Here is a 17,994-nt window from a genome sequence, read left to right on the forward strand (position 1 = left end):
CCGCATGACCGCCGCCCGCCCCGAAGGCCTCACGCTCCCCGAGGAGTTGCTGCTGCTCGCGCTGGAGCCGTCCCGCGGCACCGCGGTCGGGCCGCGGCAGCCGCTGCGTTACGGGCTGGCCGCCGCGGCGCTCGCGGAGCTGGAGCTGGCGGGGCGGGTCGCGGAGCACCACGGCCGGCTCACCGGCAGCCGGGCCGCGGTGGTGAACTCCCAGCCGCTCGGCAACCAGTTGCTGGACGCCGCGCTCTCCACCCTCTCCCCCGAGGGCACCCCGGCCCAGCGCTGGGTGCGGCAGGCGGGCGTGGACATGGAGGACATGTGCTGGACGCTGCTGCGGCGGCGCGGCGCCGTCCGGATCGAGGCCCGCCGCGCCCTCGGCATCATCCCGGTCACCCGCCACTCTGCGGGCTCGACCGACCTGGCCACCCCGGCCCGCGCCCGCCTCCGCACCGGCCTCCGCGACGGCCTCTCCGACCCCCGCGACATCGCCCTCGCCGCCCTCGTCTCGGCCACCGGCCTCGACGCCTGGCTGTGCGCGGGCGGCCCACTGAGCCGCGAACGCCGCGACCTGGGCCGCCTGGCCCGCGAGACCTGGTACGCGGACACGGTCATCCGCGCCGTCAAACAGAGCAAACGATCCCCCCTCAGCCCTGGTTGGACCACCAGCCCGACCTCAAGCGACGGCGACTGACCGACGACAGCCTCAGGCCGTGACCCGCAGAATCCCCGGCGCCCAGTCCAGGCCTTCGGCCTTGAGCCGGACCGTTACCTTGTAGCCCTCGGGGATGTTGCCGCTGCCGTCGGGGGTGCCGAGCTTGTAGTGGCGGTCGGGCGAGACCTTGAAGCGGTCCACGTCGAGCTGCTCGCCGGTCCTGGGGTGGTAGACGATGACCACGGCTTGCGCCTCGCGGCCGTCGGTCACGAAGTCCCAGAGGTGGAAGTCCTCCCCCTTGGCCCAGAACTGGGCCGAGTAGTAGGTGTTCTCGTAGTTATCGGGCTCGTGCAGGTCGATGCTTCCGCTGCTGCCGCCGTCATCGCCGTCGTCGGTGTACCGGTCGACGGTGGTCTCGTAACTGGCGGCCTGGGCCGGAGTCCCCGTGCCCGCCGCGAGTGCCAGACCGGCCGCGGCGACGATGAGCAAGCGCGGTGCTGAGCGCATGAGTTGGTCCCTTCCCCCGAAGTCGTTTTCCCAGCCTGCCGCCCCGTCCGCGGCCCCGGCTACGTCCTTCGGCCTCGGGCGAAGGTGGCTGCTGCTAGGGTCGCCAGCCCAAGCAACCTACTGAGGGGGAAAGTACGTGCGTACGTCAGCACGGTTTGCCGGGGTCGCGGCGGCCGCGGTCGCGGCATTGCTGGTGAGTGGCTGCAGCAGTGGCAGCGACGACGGCGGGGACAAGGGGAGCGAGACTCCCAAGGCCGACCAGACCAAGGCGCCCGACGGCGGCGGGGACGCCAAGGTCGGCGCGGACCAGCTGGAGGGCGGCTGGAGCACCGACGCCACGCACGCCGACGAGGGCCTGCGGATCCTCGCGGTGAGCAAGGGATCGGCGATGCTCACCGGGAAGTCCACCTGCACCGGCAAGGCCACCGACGCCGGCCTCGCCCTGAAGTGCAACGACGGCAACACGGACTTCGCCACCGGCCAGGTCCAGTCCCTCGAGGGCAAGAAGCTGGTGATCAAGTGGGCCTCCGGCAAGGAGGACACCTTCACCAAGACCCCGAACGACATCCCCACGGACCTCGGCGACCTCCCGGAGAACCCGGAGGACCTGCCCACCCCGGAGTAGCCGCCCGACGCTACTCCAGTACGGGGTGCGCCTCCCGGTGCGCGTCCCACCAGGCGCGGTGGTGCGGGTTGTTGTCGACACCTTCGAGATACGCCCGCGCCGCCGCCCCGTACAACTGCCGCGCCACCTGCGCGGACACCGCCGAGCGCCGCCACGCCAGCTTGATCCGCCCGGTGACCGGGTCGCCGGCGAGCGGCCGGATCACGGTGCCGGGCGCGGGCGGCGCCGTCGGCTGGGTGAGGGCGACCGCCCGGCCGGCGGCGACCACGCCGAGGTAAAGGGTGCGGTCGCCGATGCGGTAGCGCAGTGACGGCGTGAAGCCCGCCCGCTCGCACGCCTCGGCGAAGGCCTCGCGGCCGCCGTCGTCGTCCTCGACCATCGTCATCCACTGCTCGCCGGCCAGCTCCGCCAGCTCCACGGCGGCCCGCCCGGCGAGCCGGTGGTCCGCCGCCATCCGTACGCAGAACGGCTCGCGGGCGACGAGCGTACGGGCCGCCGTGCCCGCGGGGAGCGGCGCCTCGTAGCCGTTCACCTCGCCGTAGACGATCGCGTCGTACTGGCCCGCGCCCAGCATCCGGGTCAGCGCCGTGACCGAATCCTCCAGGTCCACCGCGAACTCCCGCCCCTCCAGGGCGAGATCGAGCTGGTCGAAGAGGTGGTCGAGCAGCACCAGGAAGATGCTGCCGAGCCGCAGCGGCCGGTCCGGCTCGGCCGCCCGCGCCCCCGCGGCGAGCGCGTCCATCTCCCCCAGCACCCGGCGCGCCTTGTCGAGCACGAACTGGCCCAGCGGCGTCGGTTCCACGCCGCGCCGGCCGCGGACGAACAGCTCGCCGCCCGCGACCCGTTCGATGCGGCGCAGCTGCGCGGACAGCGCGGGCTGCGAGACGCCCAGCAGCGCCGCGGCGCGCATCAGACTGCCCGCCTCCGCGATCCGGCAGACCGCGTGCAGGTGCCTCAGCTCAAGCTGCATAGCCGCAGGGTACGAACCCGCCTCGATGGTCGCCATAACTCGCGCCTTATGGCCACTGAGATGTCCGAAAGCGTCATGTCCACATCCATACTCCGATGCGCACCTGCCCGACTTCCCCACCCGGAACATCGCGATCGGAGCAGACGGTGAAACCCAACAGATTCATGGCGAGCCTGGCTGCCTGCACCCTGGCAGCCGGCCTCGCCGGCGCGCTCGGCACCGCCACCGCGGCCGCCGAGGAGCCACCACCCGAGCCGCCGTCCGGCAAGGCCGCCGCCGTGGCGGCCTCCGACCGGGCCGCCTTCAGCGGACTCGACGGGCTGCGCCACGGCCCCGACGAGGACCTCGTCCGCACCTCGGTGCAGCCCTGGGCCAATGGCCTGTACTTCAGCTCGTACGAAACGACCTACCGCGGCCTGGACGTCGACGGCGCCGACGCGGTCGTGGTCGCGGACGGCAAGGGCCGGGTCCGCGACGTCGCCGCGGCGAAGGCCCCGCTCATCACGGTCGGCACGAAGGCGAAGGTCGCGAAGGCGGCCGCCGAAGCCACCGCCCGCAAGCAGCTGGCCAAGGTGGAGAAGGCCACCGCGCCCGAGCTGACCGTCCTGATCGACGAGGGCAAGAAGGCCCTGCTCACCTGGCGTACGACCGTCACCGGCAGCACCGCCGCCGGCAAGCCCAGCGTCTTACGGACCTACGTGGACGCCGCGTCCGGCAAGGTCGCCGAGGCCCGCGAGCAGGTCCGGGACGCGACCGGACACGGCTATCACAACGGCGACGTCACCATCGACACCAGCGGCTCGGGCACCTCGCACCGGATGGTCGACCCGACCAGGTCAGGGCTGCAGTGCGGCGGCCAGAATGGTACGGCCTACACCGGCACGGACGCGGTGTGGGGCAACGGGGGCGGCACCAATCTGGAGACCGCGTGCGTGGACGTGATGTACGCGGCGCAGCGCGAGTTCGACATGCTGAAGGAGTGGCTGGGGCGCAACGGCCAGGACGGGCAGGGCGGCATGGTCCCGGCCCGGGTCGGCCTGAACCAGGTCAACGCCTTCTACGACGGCACCAAGACCAACTACGGCCACAACCAGGCGAACACGGAGCAGGCCACACCGATCGACGTGGTGGCGCACGAGTACGGCCACAACATCTTCGACCGCACCCCGGGCAGCGCGGGCTCCTCCAATGAGAACGGCGGCCTGAACGAGTCCACCGGCGACATCTTCGGCGCCCTGACCGAGGCGTACGCCAACAACGCCAACGACGCCCCCGACTATCTCGTCGGCGAAATGGTCGACCTGGTCGGCCAGGGCCCCATCCGCAACATGTACAACCCCGGGGCACTCGGCGACCCCAACTGCTACCCGCAGCTGAGCTCCGGCACCGAGGTGCACGCGGCGGCAGGACCGCAGAACCACTGGTTCTATCTGCTGGCCGAGGGCTCGAGCCCCGGCGGCGGCAAGCCCAACAGCCCGATCTGCAGCGGCGGTCCGTCGTCCGTGACGGGCATCGGCATCCAGAAGGCCGGCAAGATCTTCATGGGCGCGCTGATGATGAAGACCTCGTCCTGGAACCACGCGGCCGCCCGCAAGGCCACCCTGTCGGTCGCCAAGAACACGTACGGCGCCACCGAGTGCAACGCGGTCAAGGCGGCCTGGAACGCCATCGCCATGCCGGCCCAGTCCGGCGAGACCGACTGCGGCGGCACCGCTACGGACGACTTCTCGATGTCGCTGAACCCGACGTCGGGCAGCGTCCAGCCGGGCTCCTCGGCGACGTCGACGGTCGGCACGACCACGACGCAGGGTGCCGCGCAGACGGTGGCGCTGTCCGCGACCGGCCAGCCGAGCGGCGTGACGGTGTCGTTCGCGCCGGCGTCGGTGACGTCCGGGGCCTCGTCCACCATGACGGTGGCGGTCGCCGCGGGTGCGGCCAACGGCTCGTATCCGATCACGGTGAAGGGGACCGGGAAGACCTCGCACTCGGTCACGTACACCCTGACGGTCGGCAGCGGCGGCCCGTCCGGCTGCAGCAGCTCCGAGGCCACGTACCAAGGGACGCTCGCGGACGGCCAGTCCGAGGTGCAGCCCGACGGCTCGTACTACTACTCGGGCAGCTCAGGACAGCACATCGGCTGCCTGCGCGGTCCTTCCGGCACCGACTTCGACCTGTATCTGCAGAAGTGGAGCGGGTCCGGCTGGGCGACCGTGCGCGAGTCGACGAGCGCTGACGAGAACGAGGACATCACCTACAGCGGCACCGCGGGCTACTACCGCTACGTGGTGGACGCCTACTCCGGCTCCGGCGCCTACACGCTGGGCCTGACCAACCCGTAACAGGGACAAGCAGACGCCCCCGCGCTGCCGGGCAGCGCGGGGGCGTCGTTACGTACAGCGGCGTCAGCGGACGAACACGCCCGCGTCGCCCGCCAGATCCAGGAAGTACTGCGGCGCCAGACCCAGCACCAGCGTCACCGCCACGCCCACCGCGATCGCCGTCGACGTCAGCACGCTCGGGATGACCACCGACGGGCCCTCCGGCTTCGGCTCGCTGAAGAACATCAGGACGATCACGCGGACGTAGAAGAACGCCGCGATGGCGGACGAGATCACGCCGATGACGACCAGCGGCGTCGCCCCGCCTTCGGCCGCCGCCTTGAAGACGGCGAACTTCCCGGCGAAGCCGGAGGTCAGCGGGATGCCCGCGAAGGCCAGCAGGAAGACCGCGAAGACCGCGGCCACCAGCGGCGAACGCCGCCCCAGCCCCGCCCACTTGGACAGGTGCGTGGCCTCGCCGCCCGCGTCCCGGACGAGCGTGACCACCGCGAAGGCGCCCAGCGTGACGAACGAGTACGCCGCCAGGTAGAAGAGCACCGACGAGATGCCGTCCGGCGTCGCCGCCGTCACACCCGCGAGGATGAAGCCCGCGTGCGCGACGGAAGAGTAGGCGAGCAGCCGCTTCACGTCCGTCTGGGTCACGGCCAGGATCGCGCCGATCACCATCGTGGCGATGGCCACGCCCCACATCACCGGGCGCCAGTCCCAGCGCAGGCCGGGCAGCACCACGTACAGCAGCCGCAGCAGCGCGCCGAAGGCGGCCACCTTGGTGGCAGCAGCCATGAAGCCGGTCACCGGGGTCGGAGCGCCCTGGTAGACATCCGGGGTCCACTGGTGGAACGGGACCGCGCCGACCTTGAACAGCAGGCCCATCAGCAGCATGGCGCCGCCGATCAGCAGCAGCGCGTCATTGCCCATGGTCTGGGCGAGCGCCGGGTCCGACGCCTGCCGGGTGCCCTCGACGACCTCCGCGATCCCCGCGTACGAGACGGTGCCCGCGTAGCCGTAGAGCAGCGCGACGCCGAAGAGGAAGAAGGCCGAGGAGAAGGCTCCCAGGAGGAAGTACTTCACGGCCGCTTCCTGCGACATCAGCCGCTTGCGGCGGGCCAGGGCGCAGAGCACGTAGAGCGGGAGGGAGAAGACCTCGAGCGCGATGAAGAGGGTCAGCAGGTCGTTCGCCGCCGGGAAGATCAGCATGCCGCCGACGGCGAACGCCAGCAGCGGGAAGACCTCCGTGGTGGTGAACCCGGCCTTGACCGCGGCCTGTTCGGCCGGCCCGCCGGGGACCGCCGAGCCCTGCGCGGCGAAGGAGTCGACGTGCTTGCCGTGCTCCTGCGGGTCGAGCCGGCGCTCGGCGAAGGTGAAGACCGCCACCAGCGCGACCAGCAGGATCGTGCCCTGCAGGAAGAGCGCGGGGCCGTCGACCGCGATGGCGCCCATCGCGGCGATCTGCGCCTCCTCCTTCGCGTGCCCGCCGGCCGCCAGGGCGATCACCGCGGCGAAGGCGGCGGCGAAGCCGAGCAGCGCGATGCCGATCTGCACGGCATAGCGGGACTTGCGCGGCACGAACGCCTCGGCCAGCACGCCGATGATGGCCGCGCCGAGCACGATCAGCGTCGGGGAGAGCTGGGCGTACTCGATGTGCGGGGAGTCGATCTTCCCCGCCGGTTCGGCCGCCATTGTCCACAGGCTGTGGACAGTGTTCATGGTGCTCACTTGTCGCCTCCGCGTGCGTCGTGCTCGGGCTTCGGGTCCTTCTCGCCCACGTCGGAGAGCGTGTGGCCGACCGCCGGGTTGACGATGTCCGTGAGCGGCTTCGGGTAGACCCCGAGGCCGATCAGCAGGGCGATGAGCGGAGCCACCACCAGGACCTCGCGCACCCGCAGGTCGGGCAGCTTCTCCAGGCCCGACTTCACCGGCCCGGTCATCGTCCGCTGGTAGAGGACGAGGACGTACACGGCGGCGAGGACGATGCCGACGGTGGCGATGATGCCGATCACCGGATAGCGGGCGAACGTGCCGACCAGGACCAGGAATTCACTGACGAACGGCGCCAGACCCGGCAGCGAGAGCGTCGCCAGACCGCCGATGAGGAAGGTGCCCGCCAGCACCGGCGCGACCTTCTGCACCCCGCCGTAATCCGCGATCAGCCGCGAGCCGCGGCGGGAGATCAGGAAGCCGATCACCAGCATCAGCGCGGCGGTGGAGATGCCGTGGTTGACCATGTAGAGCGTCGCGCCCGACTGGCCCTGCGACGTCATCGCGAAGATGCCCATCACGATGAAGCCGAAGTGCGAGATCGACGCGAAGGCGATCAGCCGCTTGATGTCCCGCTGGCCGACGGCGAGCAGCGCCCCGTAGACGATGCTGATCAGCGCCAGCACCAGGATGACGGGCGTCGCCCACTGGCTCGCCTCCGGGAAGAGGCCGAGGCAGAAGCGGAGCATCGCGAAGGTGCCGACCTTGTCGACCACGGCGGTGATGAGCACCGCGATCGGGGCCGTCGACTCCCCCATGGCGTTGGGCAGCCAGGTGTGCAGCGGCCACAGCGGGGCCTTCACGGCAAAGGCGAAGAAGAAGCCGAGGAAGAGCCAGCGCTCGGTGGAGGTGGCGATGTCCAGGTCGCGGTCGGCGCGGGCCTGCAGGATCTCCTGGAGGGAGAAGGTGCCCGAGCCGAGCTGGTCGCTGGTCACCGCGTACAGGCCGATGACCGCGGCCAGCATGATGAGGCCGCCGGCGAGGTTGTAGAGCAGGAACTTCACGGCGGCGTACGAGCGCTGCCGGCCGGCCTCTTCCTCGCCGTGCTGGTGGGCACGGTCCCCGAAGCCGCCGATGAGGAAGTACATCGGGATGAGCATGGCTTCGAAGAAGATGTAGAAGAGGAAGACGTCGGTGGCCAGGAAGCTGATCACCACCATCGCCTCGACCAGCAGAATCAGGGCGAAGAAGCCCTGCGTCGGCCGCCACCGGGAGGTCGTCTTCTCGGCGAGCGGGTCGGCGTCGTGCCAGCCGGCCGCGATGATGAACGGGATCAGCAGCGCCGTCAGCCCGACCAGGGCGACCGCGATGCCGTCGACCCCGAGCTCGTACCGGACCCCGAAGTCCGCGATCCAGGCGTGCGATTCGGTGAGCTGAAAGCGGGCGCCGTCCGGGTCGAAGCGGATGGCGACAATCGCCGCGAGGACCAGCGTCCCCAGCGAGACCAGCAGCGCCAGCCACTTGGCGACCGTCCGCTTCTCGGCCGGTACGGCGGCCGTCGCCACCGCGCCGAGGGCGGGCAGCGCGGCGGTGGCCGTCAGGAGTGGGAAGGACATGTCAGACCGCCCTCATGAACAAGGTGGCGGCGATCAGCACCGCGGCACCGCCGAACATCGAGACCGCATACGAGCGGACGAAGCCGTTCTGCACCCGCCGCATCCGGCCGGAGAGGCCTCCGACGGTGGCGGCGGTGCCGTTGACCACGCCGTCCACGACCTTGTGGTCGAGGTAGACGAGGCTGCGGGTGAGGTGCTCGCCGCCGCGGACCAGGACCACGTGGTTGACGTCGTCCTGGAGCAGGTCGCGGCGGGCGGCCCAGGTGAGCGCGTTGCCGCGCGGGGCGACGGCCGGAACGGGCCGGCGGCCGTACTTCACCCAGGCCAGCGCCACGCCGAGCACCATCGCGGTGACCGCGGAGCCGGTGATCAGCGGGACGTTCAGGGGTTCGGGCAGGTGCCCGTGCTCGTAGCCGGTGACCGGCTCCAGCCAGTGCACGAACCGCTCGCCGAGGTTGAAGATGAAGCCGGCCGCGACCGAGCCGGCCGCCAGGATCACCATCGGGATGGTCATGGTCTTCGGCGACTCGTGCGGGTGCGGCAGCTCGCCGTTCTCGTCCGGCTGCCAGCGCTTCTCGCCGAAGAACGTCATCAGCATCATGCGCGTCATGTAGAACGCGGTGATCGCCGCACCCAGCAGGGCCACAGAGCCGAAGATCCAGCCCTGCGTCGCACCCCGGGCGAAGGCCGCCTCGATGAGGTGGTCCTTGGAGTAGAAGCCGGACAGGAACGGGAAGCCGATGATGGCCAGATAGCCGAGCCCGAAGGTGACGAAGGTGACCGGCATGTACTTCCGCAGGCCCCCGTACTTCCGCATGTCGACCTCGTCGTTCATGCCGTGCATGACGGAGCCGGCGCCGAGGAAGAGCCCGGCCTTGAAGAAGCCGTGGGTGACCAGGTGCATGATCGCGAAGACGTAGCCGATCGGGCCGAGGCCCGCGGCCAGCACCATGTAGCCGATCTGCGACATCGTCGAGCCGGCCAGGCCCTTCTTGATGTCGTCCTTCGCGCAACCGACGATCGCACCGAAGAGGAGCGTTACGGCCCCGACCACCATGACCGCCGTCTGCGCGTCCGGAGCCCCGTTGAAGATGGCTCCGGAGCGGACGATCAGATACACGCCCGCCGTCACCATCGTCGCCGCGTGGATCAGCGCCGACACCGGCGTCGGGCCCTCCATCGCGTCGCCGAGCCACGACTGCAGCGGCACCTGGGCCGACTTGCCGCAGGCCGCGAGGAGCAGCATCAGGCCGATGGCCGTCAGCTTCGACTCGCCCGCCTCGGTGGCGTTTGCCAGCACCGGCCCGAAGGCGAAGGTGCCGAACGTGGTGAACATCAGCATGATCGCGACCGAAAGACCGAAGTCGCCGACCCGGTTGACGATGAACGCCTTCTTCGCCGCCGTCGCCGCGCTCGGCTTGTGCTGCCAGAAGCCGATCAGCAGGTACGAGGCGAGGCCGACGCCCTCCCAGCCGACGTACAGCAGCAGGTAGTTGTCGGCGATGACCAGCAGCAGCATGGCTGCCAGGAAGAGGTTCAGATAGCCGAAGAACCGGCGGCGGCGCTCGTCGTGCTCCATGTACCCGACCGAGTACAGGTGGATGAGCGAGCCGACGCCGGTGATCAGCAGCACGAACGTCATCGACAGCTGATCGAGCTGGAAGGCGACGTCGGCCTGGAAATCGCCGACCGGCACCCAGCTGAACAGGTGGCTGTGCAGCGCCCGGTGCTCCCCGTCCTTGCCGAGCATGTCGGTGAAGAGGACGAGGCCGAACGCGAAGGAAAGAAAGGCGAGACCGGTGCCGAGCCAGTGGCCCGTACGGTCCAGGCGACGCCCGCCGCAGAGCAGCACCGCCGCGCCCAGCAGCGGCGCCGCGACGAGCAGTCCGATGAGTGACTCCACTGGTGCGTCCCCTTACAGCTTCATCAGAGAGGCGTCGTCGACCGAGGCCGAGTGGCGGGAGCGGTAGACCGTCACGATGATCGCGAGGCCCACGACCACCTCCGCGGCCGCGACGACCATCGTGAAGAACGCGATGATCTGGCCGTCGAGGTTGCCGTGCATCCGCGAGAAGGTGACGAACGCCAGGTTGCAGGCGTTCAGCATCAGCTCGACGCACATGAAGACCACGATCGCGTTCCGCCGGATCAGCACCCCTGCCGCGCCGATGGTGAAGAGCAGCGCGGAGAGGAAGAGGTAGTTGACCGGGTTCATCTACTTGGTCACCTCCTTCTCGGTCTCGGCCTTGTCGGCACCCTCGGCCGCGGCCCGCTGGTGGTCCTGCTGCGCCTGGCCCGGCAGCGTCGTCCGGCCCTGGTAAGCGGACGTCCGGTTCTCCAGCGCCGCCAGGTCGTTGACCGCCTCCTGGGAGACGTCGCGGATCTGGCCGCGGTCGCGCAGCGTCTTGATGACGGTGAGGTCGGAGGTGCTGCCGTCGGGCAGCAGGCCCGCGATGTCGACCGCGTTGTGCCGGGCGTAGACGCCGGGGGCGGGCAGCGGCGGCACGTGCGTGCCCTCCTTGACCCGGTTGGCGGCCTGCTCGCGCTGGCTGAGCGGCTTCTCGGTCTTCTCCTTGTGGGTGAGCACCATGCCGGCGACGGCCGCGGTGATCAGCAGCGCGCCGGTGAGCTCGAAGGCGAAGACGTACTTGGTGAAGATGAGCTCGGCCAGGCCGTGGACGTTGCCAGGCTTGTTGGCGGCGGCCAGGCCGTTGAAGTCCTTCAGGCCCGCGTTGCCGATGCCGGCCATCAGCAGGATGCCGAAGCCGATGCCGCAGGCGGCGGCCCACCAGCGCTGGCCCTTGATGGTCTCCTTCAGCGAGTCGGTCGCCGTAATGCCGACCAGCATCAGCACGAAGAGGAAGAGCATCATGACCGCGCCCGTGTAGACGACGATCTGGACGACGCCGAGGAAGTAGGCCCCGTTGGCGAGGTAGAAGACGGCGAGGATCACCATCGTCCCGGCGAGGCAGAGCGCGGAGTGCACGGAGCGGCGCATCAGCACGGTGCCGAGCGCGCCCGCGACCGCGAAGATCGCCAGGACCCAGAACTGGGCGGCTTCGCCGCTCGAGGTCTGGTAGGCGGCCAGAGCGTTCATGCCGAGGCCTCCTCAGCTGTCTCGCCCTTGCTGACCGCCACCTGCTGCTCGGTCCCCGGCGCGGCCTCGGTGACGAGCCCGCTGTAGTAGTCCTTCTCGGTCATCCCCGGGAAGATCGCGTGCGGCGAGTCGACCATGCCCTCGGTCAGGCCGACGAGCAGCTCGTCCTTGGTGTAGATGAGCGACTCGCGGCTGCGGTCGGCCAGTTCGTACTCGTTCGTCATGGTGAGCGCCCGGGTGGGGCACGCCTCGACGCACAGGCCGCACAGGATGCAGCGCAGATAGTTGATCTGGTACGTCCGGCCGTAGCGCTCACCCGGCGAGTAGCGCTCCTCCTCGGTGTTGTCCGCGCCCTCCACGTAGATCGCGTCGGCGGGACAGGCCCAGGCGCACAGCTCGCAGCCGATGCACTTCTCCAGCCCGTCCGGGTGCCGGTTGAGCTGGTGGCGGCCGTGGAAGCGGGGCGCCGTCGGCTTCTTGTACTCCGGGTACTGCTCGGTCAGCCGCTTCTTGAACATGGCCTTGAAGGTCACGCCGAAGCCGGCGACGGGGTTGAGCCTCTTGGGCTTGTCGTCAGACACCCTCGGCCTCCTGCTTATCAATAGAGGTGCCATCAGCTGTGGTCTCGGCGCCCGAGCCGACCAGCTCGCGCTCCTGCTTGTGGCGCGAGGGACGGCGCGGTACGGGCGGCAGGGACTGCCCCGGCAGCGGGGGTACGGGGAATCCGCCGGCGACCGGGTCGAAGGCGGGCTCCGGCTCGGCCTCCTTCTCGCCGCTCCGGAAGAAGTCGATGACGAAGGAGATGAGCAGCAGCGCGATGACGGCGCCGGCGACGTACATCACGATGTCGGCGAAGTCGTAGTTCTCGTTGCGCAGCGCGCGCACCGTGGCGACGAGCATCAGCCACACCATCGAGACCGGGATGAGGACCTTCCACCCCAGCTTCATGAACTGGTCGTAGCGGACCCGGGGCAGCGCGGCCCTGATCCAGACGAAGCCGAAGATCAGCAGCACCAGCTTGCCGAGGAACCACAGCAACGGCCACCAGCCCTCGTTGGCGCCCGCCCAGACGGTGCTGATGGGCGCGGGCGCCCGCCAGCCGCCGAGGAACATGGTCACCGCGATCATCGAGACGGTGACCAGGTGGACGTACTCGGAGAGCATGAAGAGCGCGAACTTGATCGACGAATACTCGGTGTTGTAGCCGCCGACCAGGTCGCCCTCGGACTCCGGCATGTCGAAGGGCGGGCGGTGCGATTCGCCGACCATCGCGACCAGATAGATCAGGAACGAGACCGGCAGCAGCACCGCGTACCAGCGGTCCCCCTGGCCCTCGACGATGGTGGACGTGGACAGCGAGCCGCTGTACATGAACACCGCGGCGAAGCTCAGCCCCATCGCGACCTCGTACGAGATCACCTGGGCGGTGGCGCGGACGCCGCCGAGCAGCGGGTAGGTCGAGCCCGACGCCCAGCCGGCCAGCACCACGCCGTACGCGGCGATGGACGCCGTGGCGAGCACGTACAGCATCGACACCGGGATGTCGGTGAGCTGCATCGTGGTGCGCTCGCCGAAGATCGAGATCTGGTTGTCGGCCGGGCCGAAGGGGATGACGGCGACGGCCATGAAGGCGGGGACGGCGGCGAGGATGGGCGCGAGCAAGTAGACGAACTTGTGCGCGCCCTTGACGACGATGTCCTCCTTCAGCATCAGCTTGACGCCGTCGGCGAGGGACTGCAGCAGCCCCCAGGGGCCGTGCCGGTTGGGGCCGATGCGCAGCTGCATCCAGCCGAGGACCTTGCGCTCGGCCACGATGGAGATGAGCACGGTCAGCATGATCAGGGCGAAGCAGAAGACCGCTTTGATGGCGATCAGCCACCACGGGTCGCGCCCGAACATGCTGAGGTCCTCGGCGGCCAGGAACGTGTTCATGCCTGCACCTCACTGCCGGTCTTGCCGATCTTCACGACATCGCCCGGTACGGCACCCGTGTCCGAGGCGACGCCGTCGCCCGCCGACTGCAGCGGCAGCCAGACCACCTGGTCCGGCATCTCCGGCGTTACGGCGAGCGGGAACTGCACCGCGCCCGCCGGTCCTGTCACCGTCACCGTGTCGCCGTCCGCCGCGCCGACCTGCGCCGCCGTGGCCTCCGACAGCCGCGCGAGGGCGGCGTGCCGGGTGCCGGCGAGGGCCGAGTCGCCGTCCTGCAGCCGGCCCTGGTCCAGCAGCAGGCGGTGGCCCGCCAGTACCGCCTCGCCGGTGCCGGGCTCCCGCAGCGGGCGCGGGATCTCGGCCGGGACGACGGCGCGGGCGCCGGTCCAGGAGCCGAGCCGGCCGTATTCGGCGCGGATGGTGCGGAGGTCGGGGAGGCCGAGGTGGAGGTCCATCTCGTCGGCGAGCATGTTCAGCACCCGCGCGTCCACCGGCGAGGTCCGCCGCGTCATCTGGTCCGGCTTGAGCGAGGCCTCGAACGGCCGCGCCCTGCCTTCCCAGTTGAGGAAGGTGCCCGACTTCTCGGCGACCGCCGCCACCGGGAAGACGACGTCCGCCCGCTCGGTGACCTCGCTCGGCCGCTGCTCCAGGCTGATCAGGAAGCCGACCGCGTCGAGCGCCCGGCGGGCCTCCGCCGGGTCCGGCAGGTCCGCGACCTCGACACCGCCGACGACCAGCGCGGCGAGCTCGCCGTTCTCGGCGGCCGACAGGATCTGGCCGGTGTCCCGGCCTGCCCGGGACGGGAGTTCGCCGAGGCCCCAGGCGGCCGCGGTCTGCGCCCGCGCGTCCGGGTCGGTGGCGGGGCGGCCGCCGGGCAGCAGCCCGGGCAGCGCGCCCGCCTCGATCGCGGCGCGCTCGCCAGCCCGGCGCGGGATCCACGCGAGCGTGGCCCCGGTGGCTTCGGCGGCGCGGGCCGCGGCGGTCAGCCCGCCGGGCACGGCCGCGAGCCGCTCGCCGACGATGACGACCGCGCCTTCGGTACGAATCGCGTCCGACGCCGCCTTGCCGTCATCGCCCAGACCCGCGCCGGTGACCAGCGCGTCCAGCCACCCGGGCTCCGTACCCGGTCCGGCCGGCAGCAGGGTGCCGCCCGCCTTCTCCAGGCCGCGGGTGGTGTGGGTGGCGAGGGCGTAGACCTTCTGGCCGTGCTTCTTCCAGGCCTTGCGCAGCTTCAGGAAGACGCCGGGCGCCTCCTCCTCCGCCTCCAGGCCGACGAGCAGCACGGCGGGGGCGGACTCCAGCTTCTGGTACGTAAGACCGCTGCCGTCGAGGTCGCGGCCGCGCCCGGCGACCTTCGCCGCCAGGAACTCGGCCTCCTCGGCGGAGTGCACCCGCGCGCGGAAGTCGATGTCGTTCGTGTTCAGCGCGACCCGGGCGAACTTCGCGTAGGCGTAGGCGTCTTCAGCCGTCAGCCGGCCGCCGGTCAGCATCGCGGACCGGCCGCGCGCCGCCGTAAGACCTTCAGCCGCGGCCGCGAGCGCCTCCGGCCAGCTCGCCTCGCGCAGCGAGCCGGTCTCGGCGTCCCGTACCAGCGGGGTGGTCAAACGGTCGGGCAGCTGTGCGTAGCGGAAGCCGAAGCGGCCCTTGTCGCACATCCACTCCTCGTTGACCTCGGGGTCGTTCTGCGCCAGCCGCCGGAGCACCTTGCCGCGCCGGTGGTCGGTACGGGTGGCGCAGCCGCCGGCGCAGTGCTCGCACACGGAAGGCGACGACGTCAGGTCGAAGGGCCGCGAGCGGAAGCGATACGCCTTCGACGTCAGCGCACCCACCGGGCAGATCTGAATCGTGTTGCCCGAGAAGTACGACTCGAAGGGGTCGCCCTGGCCCGTACCCACCTGCTGCAGCGCGCCGCGCTCCAGCAGCTCGATCATCGGGTCGCCGGCGATCTGGTTCGAGAAGCGGGTGCAGCGGGCGCAGAGCACGCAGCGCTCGCGGTCCAGCAGCACCTGCTCGCTGATCGGCACCGGCTTCTCGAAGGTGCGCTTCTTGCCGTCGAAGCGGCTGTCGGCCTGGCCGTGCGACATCGCCTGGTTCTGCAGCGGGCATTCGCCGCCCTTGTCGCAGACCGGGCAGTCGAGGGGGTGATTGATGAGCAGCAGCTCCATCACGCCCTTCTGCGCCTTCTCCGCGACCTGGGAGGACAGCTGGGTCTTGACGACCATGCCGTCGGTGCAGGTGATGGTGCAGGAGGCCATCGGCTTGCGCTGGCCCTCGACCTCGACGATGCACTGCCGGCAGGCGCCGGCCGGGTCGAGGAGCGGATGGTCGCAGAAGCGCGGGATCTCGATGCCGAGCTGCTCGGCGGCGCGGATCACCAGCGTGCCCTTGGGGACGCTGAGCTCGACGCCGTCGATGGTCAGCGAGACAAGATCCTCGGGCGGGATCGCCGCCTCCCCGCCCCCGGTTGGAGCGGACGTGGTGACGGTCATGCGTCCACCTCCTGGTCGGACCACAGGGTCGACTTTCTCGGGTCGAAGGGGCAGCCCTTGCCCGTGATGTGCTGCTCGTACTCCGCGCGGAAGTGCTTGAAGGACGAGGCGATGGGGGCCGCGGCGCCGTCGCCGAGGGCGCAGAAGGACTTGCCGTTGATGTTGTCGGCGATGTCCGCGACCTTGTCGAGGTCGGCCATCTCGCCCTTGCCGGCCTCGATGTCGCGCAGCAGCTGGACCAGCCAGTACGTGCCCTCGCGGCAGGGCGTGCACTTGCCGCAGGACTCGTGGGCGTAGAACTCGGTCCAGCGGGTGACGGCCCGTACGACACACGTGGTCTCGTCGAAGCACTGCAGCGCCTTGGTGCCGAGCATCGACCCTGCACCGCCGACGCCCTCGTAATCCAACGGCACATCAAGGTGCTCGTCGGTGAGCATCGGGGTCGAAGAGCCGCCCGGCGTCCAGAACTTCAGGCGGTGGCCAGGGCGCATGCCGCCGCTCATGTCGAGCAGCTGCCGCAGCGTGATGCCGAGCGGCGCCTCGTACTGGCCGGGGCGGGCGACGTGGCCGCTCAGCGAGTACAGCGTGAAGCCCGGGGACTTCTCGCTGCCCATGGAGCGGAACCACTCCTTGCCCTTGTTCATGATCGCGGGCACCGAGGCGATGGACTCGACGTTGTTCACCACAGTGGGGCAGGCGTAGAGCCCCTCGACCGCCGGGAACGGCGGCCGCAGGCGCGGCTGTCCGCGCCGGCCCTCGAGGGAGTCGAGCAGCGCCGTTTCCTCGCCGCAGATGTACGCGCCGGCGCCGGCGTGCACCGTCAGCTCCAGGTCCAGGCCCGAGCCGAGGATGTTCTTGCCGAGGTAGCCCGCCGCATACGCCTCCCGGACCGCCTCGTGCAGGCGGCGCAGCACCGGCACGGCCTCGCCGCGCAGGTAGATGAAGGCGTGGTTGGAGCGGATCGCGTGGCAGGCGATCACGATGCCCTCGACCAGCGAGTGCGGGTTGGCGAAGAGCAGCGGGATGTCTTTGCACGTCCCCGGCTCGGACTCGTCCGCGTTCACCACGAGGTAGTGCGGCTTGCCGTCGCCCTGCGGGATGAACTGCCACTTCATGCCGGTCGGGAAGCCCGCGCCGCCGCGGCCGCGCAGGCCCGAGTCCTTCACGTACGCGATGACGTCGTCCGGCGGCATCTGCAGGGCCTTGCGCAGACCCTCGTAGCCCTCGTGGCGGTGGTACGCGTCCAGCGTCCAGGCGTCCTCCGCGTCCCAGAAGGAGGACAGGACCGGGGTGAGCAGCTTCTCCGGGCTGTGCTCGTTGACTTCAGTGGTCACGGTCATCACTCCCCCTCCTCTGCGTCGCGCGGGGAGACGACCCGGCCGGGCGCCGACTCGCCCTTGGCGAGCTTCAGCCCGGCGAGCGAGGCCGGTCCCGCGCCGCCGCTCTCCGCCACGGCGCCCTCGCGCTGGTCGGGGAAGCCGGCGAGGATGCGTGCGGTGTCCTTGAAGGTGCACAGCTTGGCGCCGCGCGTCGGCTGCACGTCGCGGCCCGCGCGCAGGTCGTCGACCAGCTGCTTCGCCGATTCGACGGTCTGGTTGTCGAAGAACTCCCAGTTGACCATCACGACGGGCGCGTAGTCGCAGGCCGCGTTGCACTCGATGTGCTCCACGGTGACCTTGCCGTCGTCGGTGGTCTCGCCGTTGCCGACGCCCAGGTGGGTCTGCAGCTCCTCGAAGATGGCGTCGCCGCCCATCACCGCGCAGAGCGTGTTGGTGCAGACGCCGACCTGGTAGTCGCCGGAGGGCTTGCGGCGGTACATCGTGTAGAAGGTGGCCACCGCGGTCACCTCCGCCGTGGTCAGGCCGAGCTGGTCCGCGCAGAACTGCATGCCGGTGCGGGTGACATGGCCCTCCTCCGACTGCACCAGGTGCAGCATCGGGAGCAGCGCGGAGCGGCTGTCGGGGTAGCGGGAGATGATCTCCTTCGCGTCCGCCGCGAGCCGTTCCTGCACCTCGGGCTCGTATGCGGGAGCCGGCAGCTGTGGCATCCCCAGCTGGATGCTCTGATCG

15 protein-coding genes are annotated in these 17,994 nt (G+C 70.4%); 3 read left to right on the forward strand and 12 right to left on the reverse strand.

Translation table 11 applies throughout. The features are described 5' to 3' along the window. Positions 1-691 (forward strand): GOLPH3/VPS74 family protein (locus G5C51_RS18660; protein ID WP_338118206.1); only part of this gene is annotated, 691 nt, incomplete at its 5' end. Between the two features lie 12 nt (positions 692-703). Here G5C51_RS18660 and G5C51_RS18665 read toward each other — a convergent pair. Next, positions 704-1,159: a hypothetical protein gene (locus G5C51_RS18665; RefSeq protein WP_165238790.1), complete on the reverse strand. Its 456-nt coding sequence runs from the start codon at positions 1,157-1,159 to the stop codon at positions 704-706. Between the two features lie 136 nt (positions 1,160-1,295). Here G5C51_RS18665 and G5C51_RS18670 point away from each other — a divergent pair, with 136 nt between their 5' ends. Beyond that, positions 1,296-1,784 (forward strand): hypothetical protein, encoded by a 489-nt coding sequence (locus G5C51_RS18670; RefSeq protein WP_165238792.1) that lies wholly within the window; start codon positions 1,296-1,298, stop codon positions 1,782-1,784. 10 nt (positions 1,785-1,794) lie between these two features. Here G5C51_RS18670 and G5C51_RS18675 read toward each other — a convergent pair whose 3' ends face one another. Beyond that, a complete protein-coding gene (locus tag G5C51_RS18675) occupies positions 1,795-2,754 on the reverse strand; it encodes a LysR family transcriptional regulator (protein ID WP_165238794.1) in 960 nt (319 codons plus the stop codon). Between the two features lie 146 nt (positions 2,755-2,900). Between G5C51_RS18675 and G5C51_RS18680 the strand changes: the two genes are divergently transcribed. After that, positions 2,901-5,093: a M4 family metallopeptidase gene (locus G5C51_RS18680; protein WP_338118207.1), complete on the forward strand. Its 2,193-nt coding sequence runs from the start codon at positions 2,901-2,903 to the stop codon at positions 5,091-5,093. Positions 5,094-5,156: 63 nt separating this feature from the next. Here the strand turns inward: G5C51_RS18680 and nuoN are convergent, their stop codons facing one another. Genes nuoN through nuoE form a run of 10 tightly spaced genes read right to left on the reverse strand, consistent with a single transcriptional unit; the run spans position 5,157 to position 17,972 of the window. Further along, positions 5,157-6,800, reverse strand: a complete 1,644-nt coding sequence (gene nuoN, locus G5C51_RS18685; protein ID WP_165238796.1) for an NADH-quinone oxidoreductase subunit NuoN — start codon at positions 6,798-6,800, stop codon at positions 5,157-5,159. Between the two features lie 5 nt (positions 6,801-6,805). Then, positions 6,806-8,407, reverse strand: a complete 1,602-nt coding sequence (locus G5C51_RS18690; protein WP_165238798.1) for an NADH-quinone oxidoreductase subunit M — start codon at positions 8,405-8,407, stop codon at positions 6,806-6,808. Position 8,408: 1 nt separating this feature from the next. Further along, positions 8,409-10,310, reverse strand: coding sequence for an NADH-quinone oxidoreductase subunit L (gene nuoL, locus G5C51_RS18695; RefSeq protein WP_165238800.1), 1,902 nt, complete (start codon positions 10,308-10,310; stop codon positions 8,409-8,411). A gap of 12 nt (positions 10,311-10,322) precedes the next feature. Further along, a complete protein-coding gene (gene nuoK, locus G5C51_RS18700) occupies positions 10,323-10,622 on the reverse strand; it encodes an NADH-quinone oxidoreductase subunit NuoK (RefSeq protein ID WP_165238802.1) in 300 nt (99 codons plus the stop codon). Then, the gene (locus tag G5C51_RS18705; RefSeq protein ID WP_165238804.1) at positions 10,623-11,504 is read right to left on the reverse strand and encodes an NADH-quinone oxidoreductase subunit J; all 882 of its coding nucleotides are present in this window, start codon (positions 11,502-11,504) and stop codon (positions 10,623-10,625) included. After that, the gene (nuoI, locus tag G5C51_RS18710) at positions 11,501-12,118 is read right to left on the reverse strand and encodes an NADH-quinone oxidoreductase subunit NuoI (RefSeq protein WP_206314030.1); all 618 of its coding nucleotides are present in this window, start codon (positions 12,116-12,118) and stop codon (positions 11,501-11,503) included. The genes G5C51_RS18705 and nuoI overlap by 4 nt, the downstream gene beginning before the upstream one ends. Beyond that, positions 12,078-13,436, reverse strand: coding sequence for an NADH-quinone oxidoreductase subunit NuoH (nuoH, locus tag G5C51_RS18715; protein WP_165238808.1), 1,359 nt, complete (start codon positions 13,434-13,436; stop codon positions 12,078-12,080). The genes nuoI and nuoH overlap by 41 nt, the downstream gene beginning before the upstream one ends. Continuing rightward, a complete protein-coding gene (locus G5C51_RS18720) occupies positions 13,433-15,925 on the reverse strand; it encodes an NADH-quinone oxidoreductase subunit G (protein WP_165238810.1) in 2,493 nt (830 codons plus the stop codon). The genes nuoH and G5C51_RS18720 overlap by 4 nt, the downstream gene beginning before the upstream one ends. Continuing rightward, on the reverse strand, positions 15,922-17,265 hold the full coding sequence (gene nuoF, locus G5C51_RS18725; protein ID WP_165238812.1) for an NADH-quinone oxidoreductase subunit NuoF: 1,344 nt from the start codon (positions 17,263-17,265) through the stop codon (positions 15,922-15,924). The genes G5C51_RS18720 and nuoF overlap by 4 nt, the downstream gene beginning before the upstream one ends. Beyond that, the gene (gene nuoE / locus G5C51_RS18730) at positions 17,265-17,972 is read right to left on the reverse strand and encodes an NADH-quinone oxidoreductase subunit NuoE (RefSeq protein WP_165238842.1); all 708 of its coding nucleotides are present in this window, start codon (positions 17,970-17,972) and stop codon (positions 17,265-17,267) included. The genes nuoF and nuoE overlap by 1 nt, the downstream gene beginning before the upstream one ends. Between the last annotated feature and the right edge of the window lie 22 nt (positions 17,973-17,994).

The organism is Streptomyces coryli, assembly GCF_011044975.1.
Lineage (GTDB): Bacteria > Actinomycetota > Actinomycetes > Streptomycetales > Streptomycetaceae > Streptomyces > Streptomyces coryli.